17 protein-coding genes are annotated in these 21,703 nt (G+C 72.0%); 9 read left to right on the plus strand and 8 right to left on the minus strand.

Annotation, left to right across the window (positions count from 1 at the left end; genetic code table 11):
- Positions 1-191 precede the first annotated feature (191 nt).
- The 3 genes from KUM44_RS27855 to KUM44_RS27865 all read right to left on the minus strand — a co-directional run bounded on the left by KUM44_RS27855 (position 192) and on the right by KUM44_RS27865 (position 3,346).
- Positions 192-1,811 (minus strand): protein kinase, encoded by a 1,620-nt coding sequence (locus KUM44_RS27855; protein ID WP_217212217.1) that lies wholly within the window; start codon positions 1,809-1,811, stop codon positions 192-194.
- Positions 1,808-2,581 carry an FHA domain-containing protein gene (locus tag KUM44_RS27860; RefSeq protein WP_217212219.1) on the minus strand — a complete coding sequence of 258 codons (774 nt, stop codon included), beginning with the start codon at positions 2,579-2,581 and terminating at the stop codon, positions 1,808-1,810. The genes KUM44_RS27855 and KUM44_RS27860 overlap by 4 nt, the downstream gene beginning before the upstream one ends.
- 153 nt (positions 2,582-2,734) lie before the next feature.
- Complete coding sequence (locus tag KUM44_RS27865) at positions 2,735-3,346, minus strand: hypothetical protein (protein ID WP_217212221.1); 612 nt, start codon at positions 3,344-3,346, stop codon at positions 2,735-2,737.
- A gap of 286 nt (positions 3,347-3,632) precedes the next feature.
- On the opposite strand from KUM44_RS27865, the gene KUM44_RS27870 reads away from it, so the two are divergent.
- The 5 genes from KUM44_RS27870 (at position 3,633) to KUM44_RS27890 (ending at position 8,691) form a co-directional block, all read left to right on the plus strand.
- Positions 3,633-4,487, plus strand: coding sequence for a bifunctional methylenetetrahydrofolate dehydrogenase/methenyltetrahydrofolate cyclohydrolase (locus tag KUM44_RS27870; RefSeq protein ID WP_217212223.1), 855 nt, complete (start codon positions 3,633-3,635; stop codon positions 4,485-4,487).
- The gene (locus KUM44_RS27875) at positions 4,477-4,962 is read left to right on the plus strand and encodes a DUF3017 domain-containing protein (protein WP_308402739.1); all 486 of its coding nucleotides are present in this window, start codon (positions 4,477-4,479) and stop codon (positions 4,960-4,962) included. The genes KUM44_RS27870 and KUM44_RS27875 overlap by 11 nt, the downstream gene beginning before the upstream one ends.
- 142 nt (positions 4,963-5,104) lie before the next feature.
- Positions 5,105-5,614 carry a helix-turn-helix transcriptional regulator gene (locus KUM44_RS27880; RefSeq protein WP_217212225.1) on the plus strand — a complete coding sequence of 170 codons (510 nt, stop codon included), beginning with the start codon at positions 5,105-5,107 and terminating at the stop codon, positions 5,612-5,614.
- A gap of 421 nt (positions 5,615-6,035) precedes the next feature.
- Positions 6,036-7,247, plus strand: a complete 1,212-nt coding sequence (locus KUM44_RS27885) for an XRE family transcriptional regulator (RefSeq protein ID WP_217212227.1) — start codon at positions 6,036-6,038, stop codon at positions 7,245-7,247.
- A gap of 454 nt (positions 7,248-7,701) precedes the next feature.
- On the plus strand, positions 7,702-8,691 hold the full coding sequence (locus KUM44_RS27890) for a malate dehydrogenase (RefSeq protein WP_217212229.1): 990 nt from the start codon (positions 7,702-7,704) through the stop codon (positions 8,689-8,691).
- A gap of 96 nt (positions 8,692-8,787) precedes the next feature.
- On the opposite strand, the gene KUM44_RS27895 is transcribed toward KUM44_RS27890, so the two are convergent.
- From KUM44_RS27895 to KUM44_RS27910, 4 genes are read right to left on the minus strand one after another with little or no spacing between them, the layout of a single operon-like run.
- Positions 8,788-12,132 (minus strand): SAV_2336 N-terminal domain-related protein, encoded by a 3,345-nt coding sequence (locus KUM44_RS27895; RefSeq protein ID WP_217212231.1) that lies wholly within the window; start codon positions 12,130-12,132, stop codon positions 8,788-8,790.
- 2 nt (positions 12,133-12,134) lie between these two features.
- A complete protein-coding gene (locus tag KUM44_RS27900) occupies positions 12,135-13,085 on the minus strand; it encodes a MoxR family ATPase (protein WP_217212233.1) in 951 nt (316 codons plus the stop codon).
- Positions 13,082-15,232, minus strand: coding sequence for a trypsin-like peptidase domain-containing protein (locus tag KUM44_RS27905; protein WP_217212234.1), 2,151 nt, complete (start codon positions 15,230-15,232; stop codon positions 13,082-13,084). The genes KUM44_RS27900 and KUM44_RS27905 overlap by 4 nt, the downstream gene beginning before the upstream one ends.
- A 2-nt stretch (positions 15,233-15,234) precedes the next feature.
- Complete coding sequence (locus KUM44_RS27910) at positions 15,235-15,621, minus strand: CU044_2847 family protein (RefSeq protein ID WP_217212236.1); 387 nt, start codon at positions 15,619-15,621, stop codon at positions 15,235-15,237.
- Between the two features lie 260 nt (positions 15,622-15,881).
- On the opposite strand from KUM44_RS27910, the gene KUM44_RS27915 reads away from it, so the two are divergent.
- Genes KUM44_RS27915 through KUM44_RS46915 form a run of 3 tightly spaced genes read left to right on the plus strand, consistent with a single transcriptional unit; the run spans position 15,882 to position 19,065 of the window.
- Positions 15,882-17,738, plus strand: coding sequence for a hypothetical protein (locus tag KUM44_RS27915; protein ID WP_254390207.1), 1,857 nt, complete (start codon positions 15,882-15,884; stop codon positions 17,736-17,738).
- 16 nt (positions 17,739-17,754) lie between these two features.
- Positions 17,755-18,138 carry a hypothetical protein gene (locus tag KUM44_RS27920; protein WP_217212238.1) on the plus strand — a complete coding sequence of 128 codons (384 nt, stop codon included), beginning with the start codon at positions 17,755-17,757 and terminating at the stop codon, positions 18,136-18,138.
- A 3-nt stretch (positions 18,139-18,141) separates the two neighbouring features.
- Entirely contained in the window at positions 18,142-19,065 is a 924-nt protein-coding gene (locus tag KUM44_RS46915) for a hypothetical protein (protein WP_217212240.1), read from the plus strand.
- On the opposite strand, the gene KUM44_RS27930 is transcribed toward KUM44_RS46915, so the two are convergent.
- Entirely contained in the window at positions 19,052-19,960 is a 909-nt protein-coding gene (locus KUM44_RS27930) for a helix-turn-helix domain-containing GNAT family N-acetyltransferase (RefSeq protein WP_217212242.1), read from the minus strand. The genes KUM44_RS46915 and KUM44_RS27930 overlap by 14 nt on opposite strands.
- 209 nt (positions 19,961-20,169) lie before the next feature.
- Here KUM44_RS27930 and KUM44_RS27935 point away from each other — a divergent pair, with 209 nt between their 5' ends.
- On the plus strand, positions 20,170-21,687 hold the full coding sequence (locus KUM44_RS27935; RefSeq protein ID WP_217212244.1) for an aldehyde dehydrogenase family protein: 1,518 nt from the start codon (positions 20,170-20,172) through the stop codon (positions 21,685-21,687).
- Positions 21,688-21,703: the final 16 nt, after the last annotated feature.

Genomic DNA, 21,703 nt, shown 5'->3' on the forward strand with positions numbered 1-21,703 from the left:
TTCAACGTTCAACAGGGAAAGGGTAAGGGAGACCCGATTGCGGGAGCGAAGCTTTGGGACAGCATGGCGCGTCGCGGCGTCCGGCCCTCCCCCGAGGGAGCCGGAAGCCGCGACGCGGGTGTGCCACCCGTCGGTGACAGGACAACGATGACGCCGGACACCCGGCGCGCGGTACCTGAGAACTCTCAGGGTCACGTCTTCCGCGGCGGCGTGTACTCCTCGAGGTAGTGAGCGACCCGGGCGGTGTAGTCGCGGTCCTGCGGTGTGTACTCCTTGAGGAAGTGGGCGACACGGGTGGCGTAGGAGCCGGTGTTCGGGGGAACACCGCCCGCGTCGTTCACCTTCTTGTACGACGTCCGGTACGCGGTGGCGAGCAGCACCCGGCGGTCACCCGACAGGTTGTCGCGCAGCCGGGGCTCGATGAAGCAGAGATAGCGGCCCACGGCCGGAATGGACTCGGAGGGCGTGATGGGCGGTCGGGGCGTCTCCTTCGCGGGCACGCCGTCGTCCCGGATCCACCAGCGCAGTACTTCCGGCGTCCAGCGGGCGATGCCGTACTCGTCCTTGTCGGGATCGGAGAGATCCGGGTCGAAGTCGCTCTCGGCCTTCAGCAGCGCCGCGATCAGCGCGGGCGTGACCTCCGGCTGGACACAGTCGTGAGCGGAGTCGACGATCAGCCGGCGGTAGGCTGCCGGGATGCCCTTGTCCGTACGGAGCTCGTCGGCGCCGTAGCTCGCGGGCGTCACCTTCTCGCTCTCCCCGCCCGAACTCCCCGGGCCGCCGACGTCCGCCCACTTGCTGACGCCGTAGCCGAGGACCGAGGCGGCGACGACGGCGATCGCCGTGGCCAGGATCCGCGTACGACGGGAACGGCGGCGCGGCAGCAGCCTGCGGGGCAGCCGGGGCGAACGACCGGTGCCCGCCGCCGCCTCGACCCTGCGCAGCAGGTCGTTCGTGGGAACCCGGTCGGCATGCGTCCGGGCGAGACAGTCCCGGACGATCTCCCGCCAGGCGTCCGGGAGTTCGGGCGACAGCCGCAGTTCGTCGGCGCCGCGGGCGTAGGCGGCGGCCGCGCCCCGACGGGCCGTCGGGGTCCCGCCGGGCAGAGGGAAGGAGTCGGTGAGGACCAGATGGGCCAGCACCCCGAACGCCCACACGTCCGCCGACGGACGGATGCGACGGCCCCGTTCGCCGATCTCGGACCACAGCAGCTCGGGCGGGGTGTAGTCGGGCGTCGAGAAGGCGGGCGTGTACGCGTGCGTGCCCTCCAGCTCCGCCGCCATGTTGAAGTCGGCGAGCCGGGCCGAACCGTCCGCCATCAGCAGCACGTTGGCCGGCTTCAGATCCCCGTGCACCCACCCCGCGTGATGCAGCTGCGCCAGCCCTTCACAGATCTGCGCGAGCAGCACGGGCCCGGCACCGGGGCGGGGCTCCGCCGCGAGCAGCGCCGACAGGGAGCCCTCCGCCCGCTCCAGTACGAGGATGGTGGCGCCGTCGAGGGCGGGGCTCGCCGGGTCGTCGACGGTCAGGGTCTCGTACATCCGGATCAGCCGCGGCTGCTTCAGCCGGCGGTACAACTCGACCTCGCGCTGGATGAGTTCGCGCAGGTGGGTGAGTTGGCGCGGGGTGCCGGTGCCGGTGGGCAGGAACTTCAGGGCCGCCGACTTCGGCAGGCCCGGCAGATCCTCCTCGGACGCGACGCGCCGGCCCTCGTACACACTCCCGAACGCCCCCGTGGCGATCGGCTCCCGCACCTCCCACGCGCCCACTCGGTACCCCTTCGGCACCGGCACGGCGTACGGCTCGGTCACCGGGCCGGCCGACCGGAAGCCGAGGCGGACGAAGGCTCTCGCGACGACTCCCGCAGCACGACGAGGTCGTCCTCGCGCACCAGGTCGAACCGCAGCGCCAGCGAGACCAGCGACTCCTTCTTGCCGTTGAGCCGCGGACCCGTGTCCGCCGTCTCCGGGCCGGGCTTGAGCCGCAGCTTCACGGCGAGGTAGTCGATGTTCCACTGCACGGACGTACGGGACGCGGCCGGCCAGTGGGGACGCAGCCGGTCCACCACCTGGTCCACCGTGGGCAGCGGGGCGTGCGGTTCGCCGCGCAGCCGGGGTTCGCACAGCGCGGCCAGGACCGCGAAGTAGCGCTTGGTGCGGTCGACGGAGAAGGCGGGCGCGGTGGTCGCGCCGTCCAGGCCGCCGTCGGAGCTGAGGTAGTCATGGCGCGGCGCCCACACCTCGATCGCCAGCAGGTCGCCGGCCGCGGGCAGCACGATCCGCGAGAACTCGAAGGGGACCGGCGCGTCCAGACGCCCCGGCCCGACCTTGATGTGCTCCCCTGCCCCCTCCGGGTTCTCCACGACGTACGTCTGTTCCCGGCTGAGGTTGCTCAGTATCCAGAAGGCACCCTGCGCGGTGATCTCGCCCGCTCTGCGGGACACCCCGTCGTGCGCGATGGTCAGGTCGTTGTCGCCGGCGGAACGGCCGAAGCCGAGCCGCTCGCCGGGCGCCAGCCGGAGCTGGGCGCGGTCGGTCTCGTCCTCCGTGGTCGGCGGAGGTACCACGATGATGCTGTACAAGGTGCGTCTCCCCGTGCCTGACGGCTACCCACGTCAGATTAGGGGGACGCAGCGGGGCCGTGCCCCCCTCGTACGAGTGAGACACGGCCCCGGCTGTTAAATGGCGCGAACTCTTCAGTCACGCGTGAATGTTCGGTGCGTTCGGTGAAGCGTTCAGTAACGCGCGCGGTTGAACCACGCCTTGCCGTTGGCGTTGCCGACGAACACGGCGACCAGGATGGCCAGCACCGTGTGGGCCAGGCCGACGAGGATGAACGGGTAGATGCCGAGGACGGCGGTGATGATGGCGAAGACCAGGATGGTGACGCGCGCGCCGTTGCCGCCGGACTTGAACTTCGTGGCCAGCACGACGGCGAAGATCGCCCACGCGACGCCGAACGCCGCGTAGCCCCACAGCACGCCCTGCGAGTCGCCCAACGCGTCCTGGAGGGCGGAGCTCTCCTGCGCCGTCGCGCTGTCCTGGAGGTCCTTCGCCGCCGCCGCGCCGAGTGCCATCAGCACCACGCCGATGGCCTGGAGGCCGACGATGACCCACAGCATGATGCGGGCCGCGCTCACCGAGCCGGGCATCGCCGTCATGGGGGCGCCGGCACCGTAGGCCTGCTGGACAGGCGGAGCCTGCGGGTAGCCGTAACCGGGCTGCTGCTGAGGGGCGCCCTGCGGGTAGCCGTAGCCCTGCTGGGCAGGGGGCTGCTGCGGCGGGTAGCCGGGCTGCTGCTGGCCCTGGGGCGGGCCGTAGGGGTTGTTCGGGTCGCCGAAGCTCATCGGGCGGTCCTTCCTCCGTTTTTGATCAAGTGCGGGGACGACGCGTGGCACGGCTCGGAGGAAGTTCTACGGATGCGGTTCGTCCCCCCGGTACTGCCCGCGGCACCAGCGTCTCATCGTTCTTCAGCCGCCTCTTGCTTGTCCAGCGGCATTCCCTATGTGTTGTGCAAGTGCAACATCACTGATCATGGGCGGATACGGGAGGAGATGCGGCGGCGCGGGTCGTGGGGGATCGCGGGAGACCCGGATTGGAACCGGGAGGGCGTCATCCGCGAGGATGGGGGGCATGACCGCCCAGATTCTCGATGGCAAGGCCACCGCAGCCGCGATCAAGTCCGATCTGACCGCCCGCGTGGCGGCGCTGAAGGAGAAGGGCGTCACGCCCGGCCTCGGCACGATCCTCGTCGGGAGCGACCCCGGCAGCCAGAAGTACGTCGCCGGCAAGCACCGCGACTGCGCCCAGGTCGGCATCGCCTCCATCCAGCGTGAACTGCCTGAGACGGCGACGCAGGAGGAGATCGAGGCGGTCGTCCGCGAACTGAACGAGGACCCCGCCTGCACCGGTTACATCGTCCAGCTGCCGCTGCCCAAGGGCATCGACGAGAACCGGATCCTGGAGCTGATGGACCCGGACAAGGACGCCGACGGGCTGCACCCCATGAACCTGGGACGGCTCGTGCTGAACGAGCCCGCCCCGCTGCCCTGCACGCCGAACGGCGTCCTTACGCTCCTGCGTCAGTACGGCGTGGAGATCAAGGGCGCCGAGGTCGTGGTCGTCGGCCGCGGTGTCACCATCGGCCGTCCGATGCCGCTGCTGCTGACCCGGCGCAGCGAGAACGCGACGGTGACCCAGTGCCACACCGGCACCCGTGACCTGGCCTCGCACCTGCGCCGCGCCGACATCATCGTCGCCGCCGCGGGCTCCGCCCACCTGATCCGCCCCGAGGACGTCAAGCCCGGCGCGGCCGTCCTCGACGTCGGTGTCTCGCGCAACGCCGAGGGCAAGATCGTGGGCGACGTCCACCCCGGTGTCGCCGAGGTGGCCGGCTTCATCTCCCCGAACCCCGGTGGCGTGGGCCCGATGACGCGGGCGCAGCTGCTGGTCAACGTGGTCGAGGCGGCGGAGCGCAGTGCCGGCTGAGGCGGGCTCCGGCAAGGCGGAGGAGATCGAGGAGATCGAGGTCCGGGACCCGGTGAGCGCCCCGGACGCGCAGGGCGTGCCCCGGCGCACCACCCGGCGCTTCCCGCTGTTCACCAGGGACACGGCCCGCCCCGAGGGCGGCGGCCGCGCCGCGCCGGGTGACGCCCCGGCGCCCGCCCGGCAGTGGCCGGTCCTGCTGGTCCTCGGCATGGTCGCAGTGGGCCTGCTGATCACCGCGCTCGACGAGTTCCGCGTCGGCACGCTGGTGATCGGCAGCGCGCTGCTGGTCGGTGCGGTGCTGCGATGGTTCCTGCCGAGCGTCGGCATGCTCGCCGTACGCTCCCGCTTCACGGACATCGTGACGTACGGCGTGCTGGGTCTCTCGATCGTGTTGCTGGCGTTGATGGCGCAGCCGAAGCCGTGGCTGACGGTCCCGTTCCTGAAGGACGCGCTGCATTTCACGGTGGACAGCTGACGCCCGGGCCCTCGGCCCCGTGTGTGACGGCGGCCCGTCCTCTCCCCCGAGGAAGGACGGACCGCCGTTTCGCGTCCGCCCTCCGGGAACCAATGCGCCGTCCCGGGTCGTCACCTGATCGGATCTGGTTCGGAGGTGAGCGATGGGTGCCTGGCAGCCGCTGCCCGACGATCTGCCGCCGGAGGTGCGGCATTTCGTGGAGCAGTTGCGGCAGCTCAAGGACCGTACGGGCCTGAGTCTGGTCGCGCTGGGCGCGCGTACCGCGTACAGCAAGTCCTCCTGGCAGCGCTACCTCAACGCCACCCAGCCCCCGCCCCGGCAGGCGGTCGTCGCCCTGTGCCGGGTCGCGGACGTCGGCAGGGACGAGGCGGAGCGCTTCGGGGTGCGGTGGGAACTGGCGGTGCAGGCCTGGCCGAAGCCGGTGACGGTGACGGGGCCGGGGCCGGGGCCGGCGAAGCCGGAAGGGGACGCCGAGGGCGTGGGCGTGGGCGAGGGCATCGGCGAGGAGTACGAGGACGATCCCACGCTGCCGTGGTGGGAGGCGCCGCCCAGCAGGTCCGGGCCGCCCACGGGGCGGCTGCTGGTCGTCGCCGTGGTGCTCGCCGTGGCGCTGGTGCTGGCGGCGGTGATCGGGGCCGTTGTGCTGGGCTGAGCACGGCGGGGCGGAAGTGTCCGAGTCGCCCGAATATGGCATGTGCGACCTGAGTGTTCTTATCTGTGCTTTCCGTGTGTCGATGTGTTGACAAGTTCGCGGATTTGCAAGGAAGTCGTTCGGTAAGCGGGCTAGCGTGGTCGATCGGGACGTCCGGGGCGTCCCAACTGTTCTGTAAGGGCTTACTGTCGGGGTTGTGTCGGCCGGCGAGGGGGGCCGGTGGAACACTGGACGCGGTCCGATGGGCGTGCAACGGTGCATGGCCACGGTCCCCCTGCTCCCGTGCGCCCCCACCCCGGGAACTGAGATCCTTGTCGGGCGCATCCCTGTGGGTAGCCAGAACGGGGACTCGGCAGAGGGCGTCACGCGCGGGGGAACGCGAGAAACACCAGCACGAACCGGGGGGAAGAGGGGGGAAGCAATGCCTCGTTGGAGGGCCTTGCCGGATGAACTCGATCCGCAGGTCAGGGAGTTCGCGAGCCAGCTGCGTCGGCTCGTGGACCGTAGTGGTCTGAGCATCGCGGCGCTGGCCGACCGGACGGGCTACAGCAAGACGTCCTGGGAGCGGTACCTGAACGGGCGGCTGCTCGCGCCGAAGGGCGCGATCGTGGCCCTCGCTGAGGTCACGGGCACCAATCCCGTTCACCTGACGACGATGTGGGAGCTCGCCGAACGGGCGTGGAGCCGTTCGGAGATGCGCCACGACATGACCATGGAGGCGATCCGGATCTCCCAGGCCCGCGCGGCCCTGAGCGAGTTCGGTGCGCCGCCGGCGAACGCCAAGAGCAGCACGAAGGCGGCCAAGGCCGGTCGCAAGAGCGGGAGCGCGACGGCGACGCCCGGTGTGGCGGGGCCGGCGGGCGTGGCCCCGACCGTGCCACCGGTGCCGGCCCAGCCGACGGCTCCGGAGGTACGGGACTCAGCGGTACGGGATTCGGCGGTACGGGATGCCCCGGTACGGGACGGCGAATCCTCCGGGGCCAACTCGTGGGGGCTGGCGGGGTACCGGGGACCGGCGCCGACGGGTGCCGTCCGTCCGTCCGGTACGCCTGGCGCGGTGCCGGGTGCGTCGGGCATGCCCAGTCCGTACGGCGAGCCTCCGCGGGGGCCTTTGCCGGGAGACGGCTCCTCCGGCGGGGGGAACGGCAAGCGGCGGCTGACGATGTTCCTCGCGGGGGTCGTCGGGGTGCTGGTGGTGATCGCCGCGGTCTTCTTCCTCACGGACGGCGGCGGCAAGAAGAACGAGGACGCCGTGCAGTCGCCCTCGCCGTCCGCGAGCACCGACCCCGATCTGCCGGCCGGCGTCAAGTGCAGCGGTGACTCCTGCACCGGCAAGGACGCCGAGACCATGGGATGCAGCGGTGACCTCGTGACCACCGCCAAGACCGCGACCGTCGGCACGTCCGTGGTCGAGGTCCGCTACAGCGAGGCGTGCGGCGCGGCCTGGGGACGTGTCACGCAGGCCACGCAGGGCGACGAGGTGGTGGTGACGGTCGGCAAGGCAAAGCAGACCGGCACGATCACCGTCGCCGGCGACACGATCGCCTACACGCCGATGGTGGCCGTGAAGGACGCGGGAGAGGCAAAGGCCTGCGTGACGCTGGCCGCTGGGCAGGAGGGGTGCACGCAGTAACGCCGTTCAGGTTGTCTTTCGGGTGCGGGCCGGTGGGGGCTGGGTATTTCAGCCCGTCCGGCGTTCGAGGACGAGGCCCGGAGGGCCGATGTGGGGGTCCGGGGGCAGCAGCCCCCAGGGACGGGACGGGTAGGGGCGGCGGGGGCGAGAAAAAACTGGGTGGGAGGCATGGCCGCCGGGATTGTGGGCACGCGCACCGTACCCCCACGGGAGTCCGGCAACCGGTACCCCCACCCGGCGGCCGCCCACGTCCCCCTCTCCCGGACAGGGCGGCCGCCTTCTTCCACAGTCATGGTCATTCTGTGGGACGGGCCACACGGACCCGGCCGTGCGAGATCCCGGATGCGCGATAGCCTGGCCGGTGGATCTCTCGACGCCAAGAGATCGATCATCTCTACGTCCCGCACCCCGGGGCGGGGATGCCCTCACCGCCAGCTGTCATACGGAGAACGCCATGACCCGCACTCCCGTGAACGTCACCGTCACCGGCGCGGCCGGCCAGATCGGTTACGCCCTGCTCTTCCGCATCGCCTCCGGCCAGCTGCTCGGCGCGGACGTGCCGGTCAAGCTGCGCCTCCTGGAGATCACGCCCGCGCTCAAGGCCGCCGAGGGCACCGCCATGGAGCTCGACGACTGCGCGTTCCCGCTCCTCGCGGGCATCGACATCAGCGACGACCCGAACGTCGCCTTCGACGGGGCGAACGTCGCGCTCCTCGTCGGCGCCCGCCCCCGCACCAAGGGCATGGAGCGCGGTGACCTCCTGGAGGCCAACGGCGGCATCTTCAAGCCGCAGGGCCAGGCCATCAACGCCCACGCCGCGGACGACATCAAGGTCCTGGTCGTCGGCAACCCGGCCAACACCAACGCGCTCATCGCGCAGGCCGCCGCGCCCGACGTACCGGCCGAGCGGTTCACGGCCATGACCCGTCTGGACCACAACCGCGCGCTGACCCAGCTCGCGAAGAAGACGGGCTCCACGGTCGCCGACATCAAGCGCCTGACGATCTGGGGCAACCACTCCGCCACCCAGTACCCGGACATCTTCCACGCCACCGTCGCCGGCAAGAACGCCGCCGAGGTCGTGAACGACGAGAAGTGGCTCGCCGAGGACTTCATCCCGACCGTCGCCAAGCGCGGTGCGGCGATCATCGAGGCCCGCGGCGCCTCCTCCGCGGCCTCCGCCGCCAACGCCGCCATCGACCACGTCCACACCTGGGTCAACGGCACGGCCGACGGCGACTGGGTGTCGATGGGTATCCCGTCCGACGGTTCCTACGGCGTTCCGGAGGGGCTCATCTCCTCCTTCCCCGTCACCACCAAGGACGGCAAGTACGAGATCGTCCAGGGCCTGGAGATCAACGAGTTCTCCCGCGCCCGTATCGACGCCTCCGTCAAGGAGCTCGAGGAGGAGCGCGAGGCGGTCCGTTCCCTCGGCCTGATCTGACGGACGGCCTGATCTGACGGATCCCGAGTCGATTCTCACCACCGGTCCCCGGGCGGCCTCGGCCCCCGGGGACCGGTGCGTTTCACGAACGCCGCCTCACTGCCGTACGACCAACTCGGCCAGGTCCAAGAACGCGTTCAGCGTCGGCGTCCGCAACTGGTCCAGTTCGCGGAAGCCCGGGGAGTGCAGCGACTTGTCGAAGGGGACGGCCACCACCTGGTCCGCACCGATGCCGAAGCGCGCGGGCAGGCCGTCCGGGACCGGTCGGCCGGAGAGCCCCTCCACCTGGGTCACCACGACGATCGCCTCGTCGGCCAGCCGTCGGCGCCCGCTGCCGCGCAGCCGGTCGAGCACCCGCCATGTGGCGTCGAGGAACCAGCCGGCGCTGCCACAGCACAGGATCAGCCGGTCGGTCAGATCGAGGACGGTGTCGGCCGACCGGTCGAGCCGCAGTGGGGCCCAGTCGGTCAGTACGAACGAGTAGTACGGCGCGGTGCGCGCCAGCGCTTGTGCGTAGGCCTGGGTGTGGGCGAGGTTCGGCGGGACGTGGCCCGGAGGGTGCGCGGCCACTTCCAGCCCGGAGCTCAGGCGCGTGGTGCGGGCGCGTACCTCGTCGTACGACGCGTCGGCCGGCAGGTCGGCCAGATCGCGCACCGTGGCCGGGTTGCGCCGGGTGAGGAAGGCGCCGAGCGCGCCCTCGCCGGCCGCTCCGTCGAGCGCCAGCACCGGCTCTCCCCGGACGGCGGCGAGCAGTGAGCCGAGCGTGATCGTCGTGGTTGCCCGACCGCTGTAGTGATAGGTCCCGAGCAGGGTGATGCGGCGGGCGTGGTCGAGCGGCCTGCGCAGCCGTGCCAGCCGGGCCGCCCGCTCACGGCGGGCGGCGGGCAACCGGGGCGGGCGGATCGGAGGGTCGGCGGGGTGCGCGTCGAGGGGCCGCGGCAGGGTGAGGGGCACCCGCACCACCGGCCGGACGCCCGCGTCGGGCTGCTGTGCGGGGGCCCGCTCGGCGCGCGAGCGCGCGATGTAGTTGGCCAGGACGTCCGCGACCTCACCGGCGGTGGGACGCTCGGCCGGGTCCGCATCGAAGCAGCGCAACACGACCTGCCGCAATGGCGCCCAGGTGTCGCCCTGCCACATGTGCATGCCCTCGGCACCGCCGGGCACCTGCCGGTGCAGCTCCCGGCCCGCTTTGCTGCTGATCAGCTGGAGGAGATCGCCCAGCGCCCGCACATTGTCCTTGGGCGTCGGCACGGGGCCCGTGCCCACGTACCGGCCCGCCACGGCGCAGTCGGACAGGTCACCGAGCAGCACGGTGCGCCGCTGCACGAAGATGTTCTCGGCGCTGAAATCCACGGGGACGATCTCATGGAGATGGCACAGCGCCAGGGCACTGGCCAGATGCCATCCGATGAGCAGCGCGGTGAGCTTGTCGAACGGGGCGGTGCCCGTCGTGTGGGCCTCGTTGAAGATCTCCGAGAGCCGTGGCGGCGAGGACGGCCCGGGTTCGTACCGGATCGGGTCCGTCGCCAGCCAGGCCTGTCCGGTGCGGGCGTCGAACCCGTTGCCGCGCACGGCGGGTGCGTACTGCCCGTCCAGCCGGCGCAGCGCCTGAAGCTCCAACGCGATCAGTTCGGACGTGTCGAAGTCGAGGTCGGGTCGCGCGATGCGGACCATGGCCGGGCGGCGCTTCTTGTTGGTGCCGTCGTACTCCACCGTCCGCCGCAGCCGCCGTCGGGCGTGGAGCCGGTAAGGGCCCAGCTCCCGGGGGTCGTCGTCGGTCAGCGGCTGCCAGCCGTCCGCAGTGGTGGTGCTCTGCCCCGGCTCCCGCTCCAGTCCGTGCACCCCTGGGTCGAACGACACCCCGAACCGGGTCAGCAGCCTGCGCTCCACGCTGGTGAAGGGACGGTGCGAGCCGGGTAGTTGGGCGGAGCCGTCCGGGTGGGCGAGCCAGGCCGGGAAGTCGGGCGAGCTGCCCGCGAGTCGCTCCAGGCGCCGCCCGATGCTGCGGCTGGTCCGCAGGAGTTCGGACTGCGGGACCGCGTCGAGGAGCGTCGCACGCGAGGTGTCGGAGAAGTCGAACACCTGGTGCTTGGCGGGAAGCGGCCCCGGGACCGGTGCGGGATGCGGCTGCATGAGGCCGCCGAGGAAGACTTCCGCGAGGTGGGAGGTGCGCGCCTGCCACGGGACGGCCGCCTGGACGAGCCGCATGACCGGCACGGTGAGCGGCGACACGGCCGCCAGGTGGGCGGCGAGCCGGTAGGCCTCAGGCGTGGCCGCGTCCCGGAAGTGCTGCAAGTTGCCCGCGGCGGGGGGTGCGGTGACCGCGTGGGACCGGAGCGGGCGGGCCAGCAGGGGCAGCTCGACCGTGGCGCCGGGCGAGGCGAGGAGGTGGGCCCAGTCCCGCAGCGAGGCGGCCGTCGGCTCCAGGACCGGCACCGGCACACCGTCGAAGCGGGCCAGGTCGGGCGGCAGTACGGGGTCGGTGATCTCCCAGGAGGTGTTGGCGCCCCCGATCCGCCGCGTCGTTGCCTGCCACCGCTCCGCGTGGACGCCCGACCCCTCCCACAAGCCGTGCGGCAGGGTGTGCAGCAGGGCGGCCGGACCGCGGGAGGCCCAGAAGGACAACAGGTCGTGCAGGGCACCGCTGCGCCAGGAACCGCCCATGCCGTCGCTGACGACGAGGACGAGGGTGCGGCCCGACGGGTCGCCCACCGCGCTCAGCGGGACCGGGGTGCTGTCCGGCTGGAACGGGCGGGCGTGCAGGCGGGGTTCGGAGACGCTGCGGGCGTCGAGGCCGAGGACACGGGTGGTGGCGAACGCGCCCAGCCGTTCGAGCAGGGTGCGCAGTTCGGCACCGAGCCGGTGCCACAGCAGCATCGACAGGCCGTCGTCGACGAGCAGCGCCAGATGGAGCCAGCGCTCCTGCACGGGCCGCAGCACCACGTCCGGCAGCAGGGTTTCGGCGAGTTCGGCGGCGGTGCCTTCCTCGTCGATCTCCAGCCGGTGCGGACTGGGCTGACGGCGACGCAACGGCCGTAGCGCGCGACCCAGTTCGAGCTCGCCGGTCAGGGCTTTGTCCTCCGGGACCCGTACGGGCAGTGCCTTGCCCGGCTCGGGGTCCTGCCGCAGCCGTATCCCGGGGATGACCGGCGGTGCCTGCCGTGCGGCCGCGAAGAGGGACGGGGCGGTGAGGTCGGGCAGTTCCGGGTCGTCGGGATCGGGCTTCTCGGTGTGCCGGGAGGGCGTGGTCTCGTCCGGCTCGGCGGTGGCAGGCGGCTGCTGCGCCGGCTGGGCGGCGCGGGCGGGCCGGTCGAGTGGCATGCCGTCCCCGCTCGGCAGCCGCCGGGCCAGCCACAGCACGTCGAGCACCTGATCGGCGTCCAGCTCCTCCCCGGAGGCTGCCAGGACCCGCAGTGCCTCGACGAGACGCGCACCACTCACCGTCACAATGCCCCGGTCAGCTGGTGCAGTACGGCGTCCAGCAGGCCCTCCGCGTCCAGGTCGACGCCGCCGGTGCGCAGGAACACCGCGTTCAGGAGCTGGTCGGTGGCGAGTTCGCCGGGAGCGCGACGGCGCAGGAACGCTTCGATGAGCTCGTCCGCGTCGCGCAGGGCCTCCTCGCCGAGGTGCGCCGTGACGATGGCGCGCAAGCGGGCCTCGTCGGGGACCGGCAGGGCGAGGCGCACACAGCGGCGCAGGAAGGCCGGCGGAAACTCGCGCTCACCGTTGCTGGTGATGACGACGACCGGGAACTCGGCGCACTGCATCCTGCCCTGGTGGACCGTCACCGAGCCGCGGTGGTCGGCGGTCTGCACCTCGATGTCCGCCATGTCCTCGGGGAGCCGGGTCAGTTCGGGGATGTCGAAGTAGCCCTCCTCGAAGACGGTGAGCAGGTCGTTGGGCAGGTCGACGTCGCCCTTGTCCATCTCGTCGATGAGCAGCGCCCGCGGGGTGGCCGACGGCACCAGGGCCGTGCCCAGAGGGCCGAGCCGGATGAACGTCCCGATCGATGGTTCGTGTTCGCCCCGGTCGCGGCTGAGCGTGGTTTCGCGCAGACGTCCGATCGCGTCGTACTGGTAGAGCGCCTCCCGCACGGTCGACCGGCTGTTGATGGACCAACGCAGCAGCTCGCCGAGCCGCAGCTCGTGGGCGACCGCCCGGGCCAGCGACGACTTGCCGGTACCTGCCGGTCCGGTGACCAGCAGCGGACGGCGCAGATGCAGGGCGGCGTTGACGACGTCGGCGTGCTCCGGCTGGATCAGGTACGGCAGTTCGGGCCGGCCGGCCGAGGCCGGGCTGAACCGGCGCCAGGGCGGTGCCGAGGGAAGGGTGACGGCGCGTGGGACGCCGTCGCCTCGGAAGAGACGCCAGTCGGCCTCGGTAGCGGAGGTCATGCGCTCTCCTGTGGTTCGCTCAGATGCAGTCGGGGCACGGTACGGTCGGCGTCCGCCCAGGCGAGCACCGGGCGGCCGGGGAACTCGGGGGCGCGGGTGCCCCGGGCGTTGGCCCGGTAGACCCGTACCCCGTCGGGCAGTTCACGGGTGGCGACATCCGCCATGTGCTTGGTGACGTGCGAGGGGGTGTCCCGACCGCGGTCCCACACCACCACCGGTATGCCCACGGCGAGACAGATCTGAACGATCGCGTCGCGCGGCCGCGGCGGCACGTCGATGGACACCCGGACCGTGTCGAGCCGGCCCATCAGCTCGTAGTAGATCTGATGCGGGTCCTGCGACGGGTCGGTGACGACGAGAGTCTCCCCGGAGTCGAGGTGCTTCCACCGTTCACGCCAGTCGGGAAGGAAACGCTCGTGCCGGCGCAGGAGTTCCGGGCAGTGCACGACCAGCGGGAACTCCACGCCGAGCACTCCCGGCACGACTTCGCCGGGTACCTGGGCGGCCCATTCGTCGACCGGCAGGTTCAGGTCGGCGCGGTCCACGAGCACCTCCACCAGCGGCCGCCCGCCGTCCCGGTCCGAGGGGGTGAGGGACTCAAGGACGCGCAGCAGTTCACGCGCCGCCTGGGATCCCGTGTACGAGACGTCGCTGTCCACCGACACCTGCCGGGGCCCGGTGCCCTCGTCGCACCAGATGCGCAGCCGGTGCCGCCCCTGCCCGGCCCGCCCCAGCTGGACCAGAACCCGTTTGCGCCGGGCCGTGCCGCGCAGCATGCGCAACCAGTCCTGGGCGTCCGAGCGCCGCTCCCTGAGGGCCGCGCCCGGGATGCCGAGCCGTCCCGCCACGCTGTCCGACCACAGCCGCAGCTCCGCCTGCCGGGGCGCCGGGCACAGCGCGGCGACGTACTCCACGACCCGCAGCAAGGCCGGTACCCGTACCTCGCCGTCGTCCGAGTGGCCGTCTCCGGGCAGCTTCTCCAGTGTGTCCAGCAGCACGTCCAGGGAGGCGCCGTCGGCCAGGGCGGCGACCCGCTTGGTGGCCTCGCGCACCACCTCGGGGAACCGTTCCAGCACCGACCGGTCGACGGTGCGCAGCAGCTGGTGCAGCCGACGGTGTTCGCGCGGCGAGAGCAGCAGGGGAATCTCCGACAGCCGCCCGGCGACCAGCACGCGGTCGGCCGCCCTCGGGTCCCTGGGGCGCAGAAGCTCGGTGAAGGCCGCCACGGCGCGGCGGTCGTGCAGCAGAAAGGCCGCGAACTCCTCGATGGAGGGCGGGCTCACGGGACTGCCCTGTCCGACGCCGCACGCTAGCGCCAGCTGGCGGGCGGCGTCGCCGAGCGAGTACGGCGACGGCAGGGCGTTCCCGATCGCGGTGACGAGCATGCCGAAGGCGGGGTCGTCCGGGTCGTCCGGCTCGCCGTCCTTCTCGGCGAGGACGCCGAGGGGCCGCAGCTCGGCCTCGATCCGCTGCCAGGGAATCGCCCAGCTGCGCCGGATCATGTGCTGCGGGCTGTGCGGCAGCGCGGCCCCACCGGGATCGCACGGCGGCATGAAGTGCGCGGCGACGAGTCCTACGACGGCTTCATCCTCCTCGCACCACAGCGGACCGCCGCTGTAGCCGGGTCCCACCGCCATGCCCGTGCCCTTGCCGTCGAGGTAAGCGACGGGGCCGTCGAGGGCGGCGACCCGCAGGTCGGCGAACGTCGCGCCGCGCCCGCTGCCGTGCCACGCCCGCACTTTCTGGCCGGGAACCATGGCCGCACGGCGATCGGGTGCGGGCAACCCGACGAGCGGCGCGTCGATCCGCAGCACCGCCAGATCGCCGAGCCACTCCCCGTCGCCGTTCCGCACGGGCGTGCCATCGCTCCTGCGCGGGGGGATCCAGTGCGCCACACGCGCGGGGTACCGTTCCGTCTTCCGTGCCCCCTTCACCTCGACGAACAGCTCGCCGAGGCCGGGCGGCCGGGTCTCGAACACCGCTCTGCCCAGAGCGTCGTTGACGACATGCGCGCAGGTCAGCACGGCGTCGACGTCGAGGAGGACCCCCGCACCCGCCGGCTTGCCGTCAGCCGTCCTGCGCACGGACGCGACGCGGGGTCTCGCCTCGTCGCCCGGCACCGCCTCGACCGGTCTGAACCACCCCACGGTCACTCCGCGCCGGGCGCGGGCTTCCAACTGGCGGTGACGGTGAGGTGCGCCTGTCCGTTGCCGCCGACGATGCCGAACTTGAGGTCCTGGCCGACCTGGAGGCCGAACGTCACACTGAGCTCGCTCGGAGGATCCGGTACGGCCGAGGCGACGTCATGCACTTCCCGCAGCAGCGGCCCGAGCGGCTTGAGCGCTCCGCGCAGGGTGGCGGCCGCGAGGCTGGCGACCGCCGCCCGGCCGCCCGTGGCGACAGGGACGGCCCTCCCCATTCCCCCGGGGAGGTCGTCGTCCTGGGCGGGGGGAAGGTGCTCCGGGGCCGCCGCGGGAGCGAGCAGGAACCTTACGGGCGTACCGTCGTCGAACTCTGATTCCAAAAAGGTGGACACCGCAGCATTGTGACCGAACTCCTGTGGCGAGAGGGAGAGTTCACCGAGCAGGACGTTCCGAAGAAGCCCGGCCGGTGTGCGGGTGTTGCGCAGGAAGCGTGAGCGGATGGGGCGAGGCCGTAACGGTGAGTGACTCACGTCACACGAGTGCTATGGTGGTCGATCCTGGCCAGGGCCAACTCCCCTTCTGCTGAGGCTAGTTGTCCGCGTCAGGACCTTTCGCATCTGCCATGCCTGGTTCCTGCATCGGGGGACGATCCATGACCCAGCCCGAGCTTCCGTCCCAACGGGCGGAAGTGCCGAGACCCGGACCACGCCGTCCGGTCGATCCCTCGCGAAGCGAGGCCTGCCGACTGCTGTGCGCGGGGACGTATCTGCACGTCGGCTACCGGGACGCGGTGATCGACGAACTGTACGTGCACCGCGAGCGGTTCGCCGCGCCCTCCTACGGCTTCGACGCGGCCCGCGTCCTCGCCCACGCCCTGCGCGCCCGCCGACAGGAAGTGGCGTGGGCCGCCGGCATGATCGGCCTGTGGGTGGTCGTGGCGGCGCTCACCAAGTGGCAGATCACGATGGTGATCTGGCCCATCCTGCTGATCGCGCTGGGCCGCCGGCTGGGCGGCAGCCTCGGCATCGACGCACAGTTCCGGCAGTTCGCCCTGCTCCGGCGCGCTCTCGCGTTCGTGCTGCGCTGGTACGGCCGTCTCACCCTGGTCGGGGTGTACCTCTTCCAGTTCCGGGTGCTCATCGCCGGTCCCGAGGAGTCCGACGAGTACGCCTCCGACTACTACGGCGATTCCGGTGACAGCTTCCTCGACTCGTCGGACGGCGACGCCCTCGAAGGCCCCTTCGGCCTGCTCGACGCGAGCGTCGCGGAGGCCGACCGCTTCACCGCCGTGTGCCTGCTCGCGCTGCCGTTGCTGCTCGCGCTGCTCAGCGTGTGGCAGCGCGGCCAGTTCGCGCGCACGATCGCGGGTGAACTGTCCAAGAAGCGTTTCCCGGACATCACCGCCGACCCGGCCGAGGAGGCGCCCGGCCACCGGTTGCTGGAACTGAGCCGGCGCATCCGCCAGGAGCAGCACGCGCCGCTGGTCCTCTACGCGAAGTCCGACCCGTTCCGCGGCGCGGGGCTGCCGTTCGAGCCGTGGTCCCTCTCGATCGAACTCCGCCCCCGAGCGACGGGCCACGACGACTCGCCGCTCGATGCCCTCGCCAAGCCCGGGGCGGCGCCCACGCCCGCGGAGCCGCTCGACAACGCCACAGTGCTGGAGAAGATCAAACCGCTGCTGGAGCAGTTGCGGGAGCCGTCGGCGCGCAGCTCCCCCCAGGCGGCCGACAGCGTGCTCGACCGGCTGCGCGAACTCGTCGTGGACGAGTGCGTGTTCCTGCCCGCGGAGGGGCTGCCGGGCCGGATGGCCTTCCCGTACACGCCGTACACGTACGCGATGCACCGTGCCGACGCCGTGGAGGAGGGCGGCGAGCAGCGACGGCACTTCCTGCGGGTGCGCGTCGGCGGCTGGGACGAGGAGATCGTCGTCACCGTGTTCGTCCGCGTCCACACCCAGGGCGGGATGCTGATGCTCGAGGTCGCGCCGCACGTACTGCCGCCGGTCAACCCGCTGTTCGGGACCGCCGACAGGAAGGCGCACGAGCATCTGCACCGCGGCGGCTTCGGCCGCTACGTCTTCGCCCTGCTGCGCATCCCGGCCGTGACCGGCGACGCCCTGCGTGTCCTGGTCCGCGCCCTCGCCCAGCAGTGGCGGCAGCTCACCGGCGTCCACGCGGACACGCTGCCGGACGGGCCCGGTGTCTCGGTGCGGGAACTGGGTGCGGACGATCGGGCGACCCTCTTCCAGGAAATGGACATCACCCGCTATCTGAAGTCCATCCAGGACCGGATCGCGAGCGGGGTGCGCCAGGCGCTGTGGAACGCGGGGTACGACGTCGCCGAGTTCGAGCAGAAGGTCACCAACGTGTTCAACAACAGCGGGACCTTCGTCGGAGGCTCCGTCCAGGGCAACGGGATCGCCGTCGGCAGCGACAGCAGGGCCACCTCGTCGGCGGGCAAGGCGTCCGCCGCCGCGTCGCCGGGTGCCGGTGGCGCGGCGAAGAAGTAGGACAACGGAGGATGACATGAACCAGACGCCAGCGGGCGACGGCCAGGGCTCCGGCACGTACGTCGGCGGATCCGTCACCGGCAACGGCATCGCGGTCGGTGCGGGCGCCAGTGCCCGTTACACGTCGATGACGGCTCCGGCCGACGCGTCGCATCAGGCCTTGCTCCAGGCCGTCCGCGACCTCAGCGAGGACCTGAGGAGGTACCCGGTCACCCCCGAGACGCAGGAGCTCTCCGCGAGCCTGGAGGAGACGGAGCAGCAGGTGACCAGCACCGGCCGCGCCCAGCCCGGCGTGCTGGGCCGGCTCCGCACCGCCCTGGAGGCGGCGGGCGGCGTCCTCGGCGCGATCACGTCCGCTACGGCCCTCGGCACGGCCGTGGCCGGACTCATCGGGGGCTGAGTGATGGGCGGCGGGGGCACCGGCGAGGTCCGGTGGAACAAGGACACCCAGTCGTGGGAACGGGTGGGCGCGGGCGGTCACCCCGCCCCGCCTCCGCCGCCCGCGAAGCCCGTCCGGCCACCGACGGCCGCAGGGCTGCCGGCCGGCTTCGGTGAGGGGACGCCGGGGGAGGGGCCCGCCGGAGAGCCGGCGGACGGCGCGACCCCGCCCGACTGGCCGCAGCCGCCCTCCTTACCGCCCGAGGCCCCGCGCGGCCGGCGCGGGAGGGTCGTCGCCGCCGCGGTCGGTGCGGCGGTCGCGGTCACCGCGCTCGCGAGCTGGCTCGCGGTCGACATGGCGGGGGACGACGGCGACACGGCGGACCGCGCCCCGGCGAGCACGGCCGGCGTCTCCCGGGACGACCGGTCCACACCGCCCCCGGACACCCCGTCCGATGCGGCTCCGACCTCCGAGGACCCGTTCACGGCCGCGTCCGAGTCACCCGAAGTGCCCGCCGGATACCGGCCGGTCGAGGACCCCTCGGGCTTCTCCACCGTCGTCCCGGAGGACTGGACCCGCAGCGAGCAGAAGGACGGAGCGGTCGTCTTCTACACCTCGCCCGACGAGCGCGCCCTGATGCAGATCTTCGAGGTGGTCGAAGCGGGCTACACCCCCGACGACGCCCTCGACGTCGCTGTCGGCAGTCTCTCCGGACAGCCGGGCTTCAAGGAGATCAGCCGGGGAACCGTCCCGGAGGAGACGTACGCGAGCGAGCTCGTCTACGAGTACGACAGCGAGGACCTCGGCGAGCGGGTGAGGGCCGTCGACCGGGTCTTCCAGACGGACGACGGCCGCCTCTACGCGATGGTCGTCCGAGGCACGACGGAGGACTGGCCCGCGACGCGGGAGACGCTGGAGAGCGCCAGGGCGGCGTTCACGCCGAGCTGAGGCCGTCAGGTGCGTCCAGCCGCTTCTCGAACCAGTGGCTGGCGTAGACGTTGTCGTCGTACGCCGGGATGTCCGTGTATCCGCAGGCCCGGTACATCGCCTGCGCTTCGGTGAGCGCGGCGTGGGTGTCGAGGCGTACGACGGTGAAGTGCCGCGCGGAGGCCTCCTGTTCGAGCGCGTCGAGCAGACGGCGGGCGAGGCCGAGGCGGCGGGCGTCGGGGTGCACCCAGACGTGGCGGATCTCGCCGACGCCGGGTTCCAGGCGCCGTAGCGCCCCGCAACCCACGGGACGGTCTTCCTCGTAGGCGACGAAGAACGCCCCGGCGTCGCCGGACACCTCCTGCGGCCGTACGAGGTCGTCCTTGTCGAACCCCTCGGGGAACCGCTCGTCGATGTCGGCGGCGTAGGCGTCCAGGCAGGCCCGGGCGTCAGGTGCCGCGCCGTCGACGAGGACGACGGTGATGCCGGCGAGGCGCAGCAGCCGCTGGGCGGTGGCCATCGCCCGGGTCAGTTCGGCGCGCTGTGCCTCGCCGAGGCCTTCGAGGAGCCCGGCTGCGGCAGCGCTCGCCCGCCGGTCCTGCTCCGTCACCTCCACCCGCCCGGCCGGGGTCAGCTCGAGCACACGCAGCCGGTTGTCCCTCGGGTGCGCGCTCACCCGGACCATGCCCTGGGCCTGAAGCGCCTTGGCCATCCGGCTCAGATACCCGGCGTCCAGACCGAGCCGGCTCCTGAGTTCCCGCAGGGACGCGCCGTCGCCGATCTCGAAGAGCAGCCGGGCCTCGCCCAGCGGGCGGTCCTGGCCGAGGTAGTGGTCGTCCAGTACGCCGATGCGGCGTGTGAAGTAACGGTTGAAGCGGCGGAAGGCCGTCACATGATCCGTCGACACTGGCTCCATAGTTCTTTGACTTTAGTCAAAGGTTGGGGCCCGGTCGACCCCATGGATGCCCTTTTCATTGCTGTTTGTCCGGATGTTCAGTGATGCACCGCACTTTCGACCCTCGATTGCGCATGCAACACGGGGGCCGGGGCAGGTGGTCACGGTCCTCGTGGGTGACACCTGTGTGACTCAGAGGCACTGAACAGGAACGGAAGGCAACACCGATCATGACCGGACAGCAGGCGCAGCAGACGATTCACGCCGGCGGCGAGTGGCGCGACGCCGTCTCCGGCGCGACGCGCGAGATCCTCGACCCCGCGGACGCGACGCCGTTCGCCGTGGTCGCCGAGGGCGACGAGAAGGACACCGACCTCGCGGTCGCGGCCGCCCACCGAGCCTTCGACGGCGGCCGGGGGGAGTGGCCGCGCACGCCCGTCGCCGAGCGCGCCGCCCTGCTGCGCCGCGTCGCCGACCTCCTCGTACGCGACCGCGAGAAGCTCGGCCTGCTGGAGAGCCGCGACGCCGGCAAGACCCTCGAGGAGGGCCGGGTCGACATCGACTGCGTCGCCGACGCCTTCCGCTACTTCGCCGACCTCGTCGCCGCCGAGGCCCCGGGCCGGGTCGTCGACGCCGGCTCCTGCGACATCCACAGCGTCGTCGTCCACGAGCCGGTCGGTGTCTGTGCGCTGATCACGCCCTGGAACTACCCCCTCCTCCAGGCGAGTTGGAAGATCGCCCCGGCCCTCGCCGCCGGGAACACCTTCGTCGTCAAGCCCAGCGAGATCACCCCGCTGACGACCGTCGCGCTCATCGAGCTACTGGTCGAGGCAGGGCTGCCCACCGGGGTCGCCAACATCGTCACCGGGCCCGGCCACTCCGTCGGCGCCCGCCTCGCCGAGCACCCCGACGTCGACCTCGTCTCCTTCACCGGCGGCCTGGTCAGCGGCACCAAGGTGGCCCAGGCCGCGGCGCCCTCCGTCAAGAAGGTCGCGCTCGAACTCGGCGGCAAGAACCCCAACGTCGTCTTCGCCGACGCCTGCGCCACGGAGGAGGGCTTCGACACCGCCGTCGACCAGGCCCTCAACGCCGCCTTCATCCACAGCGGCCAGGTCTGCTCGGCCGGCGGCCGTCTCATCGTCGAGGAGTCCGTCCGGGACCGCTTCGTCGCCGAACTCGCCCGCAGGGCAGGCCGGATCCGGCTCGGCCGCGGCACCGCCGACGGCGTCGAGTGCGGGCCGCTCGTCTCCGAGCAGCAGCGCGCGAAGGTCGAGGCGTACGTCGACTCCGCGCTCAAGGAGGGCGCGGTGCTGCGCTCCGGCGGCCGGCGTCCCGAGCCGTCCCCGGAGCGGCCGGAGAGCGGCTACTTCTTCGAGCCGACCGTCCTCGACCACTGCCACCGCGAGATGCGTGTCGTCCGCGAGGAGGTCTTCGGCCCGGTCCTCACCGTCGAGACCTTCCGCACCGAGGACGAGGCGGTCGCCCTCGCCAACGACACCGAGTACGGGCTCGCGGGCGCCGTCTGGACCGCCGACGCGGGACGGGCGCGGCGGGTCGCCGGCCGACTGCGGCACGGCACCGTCTGGATCAACGACTTCCACCCCTACCTTCCGCAGGCGGAGTGGGGCGGCTTCGGCAAGAGCGGCGTGGGGCGCGAACTCGGCCCCGCGGGGCTCGCCGAGTACCGCGAGAGCAAGCACGTGTACCAGAACCTGGCGCCGACGCCGGTTCGGTGGTTCCGGGGCTGACGCTGCGTCTCCGACA

Origin of the sequence: Streptomyces sp. AC550_RSS872 (assembly GCF_019049285.1) — a bacterium.
GTDB lineage: Bacteria > Actinomycetota > Actinomycetes > Streptomycetales > Streptomycetaceae > Streptomyces.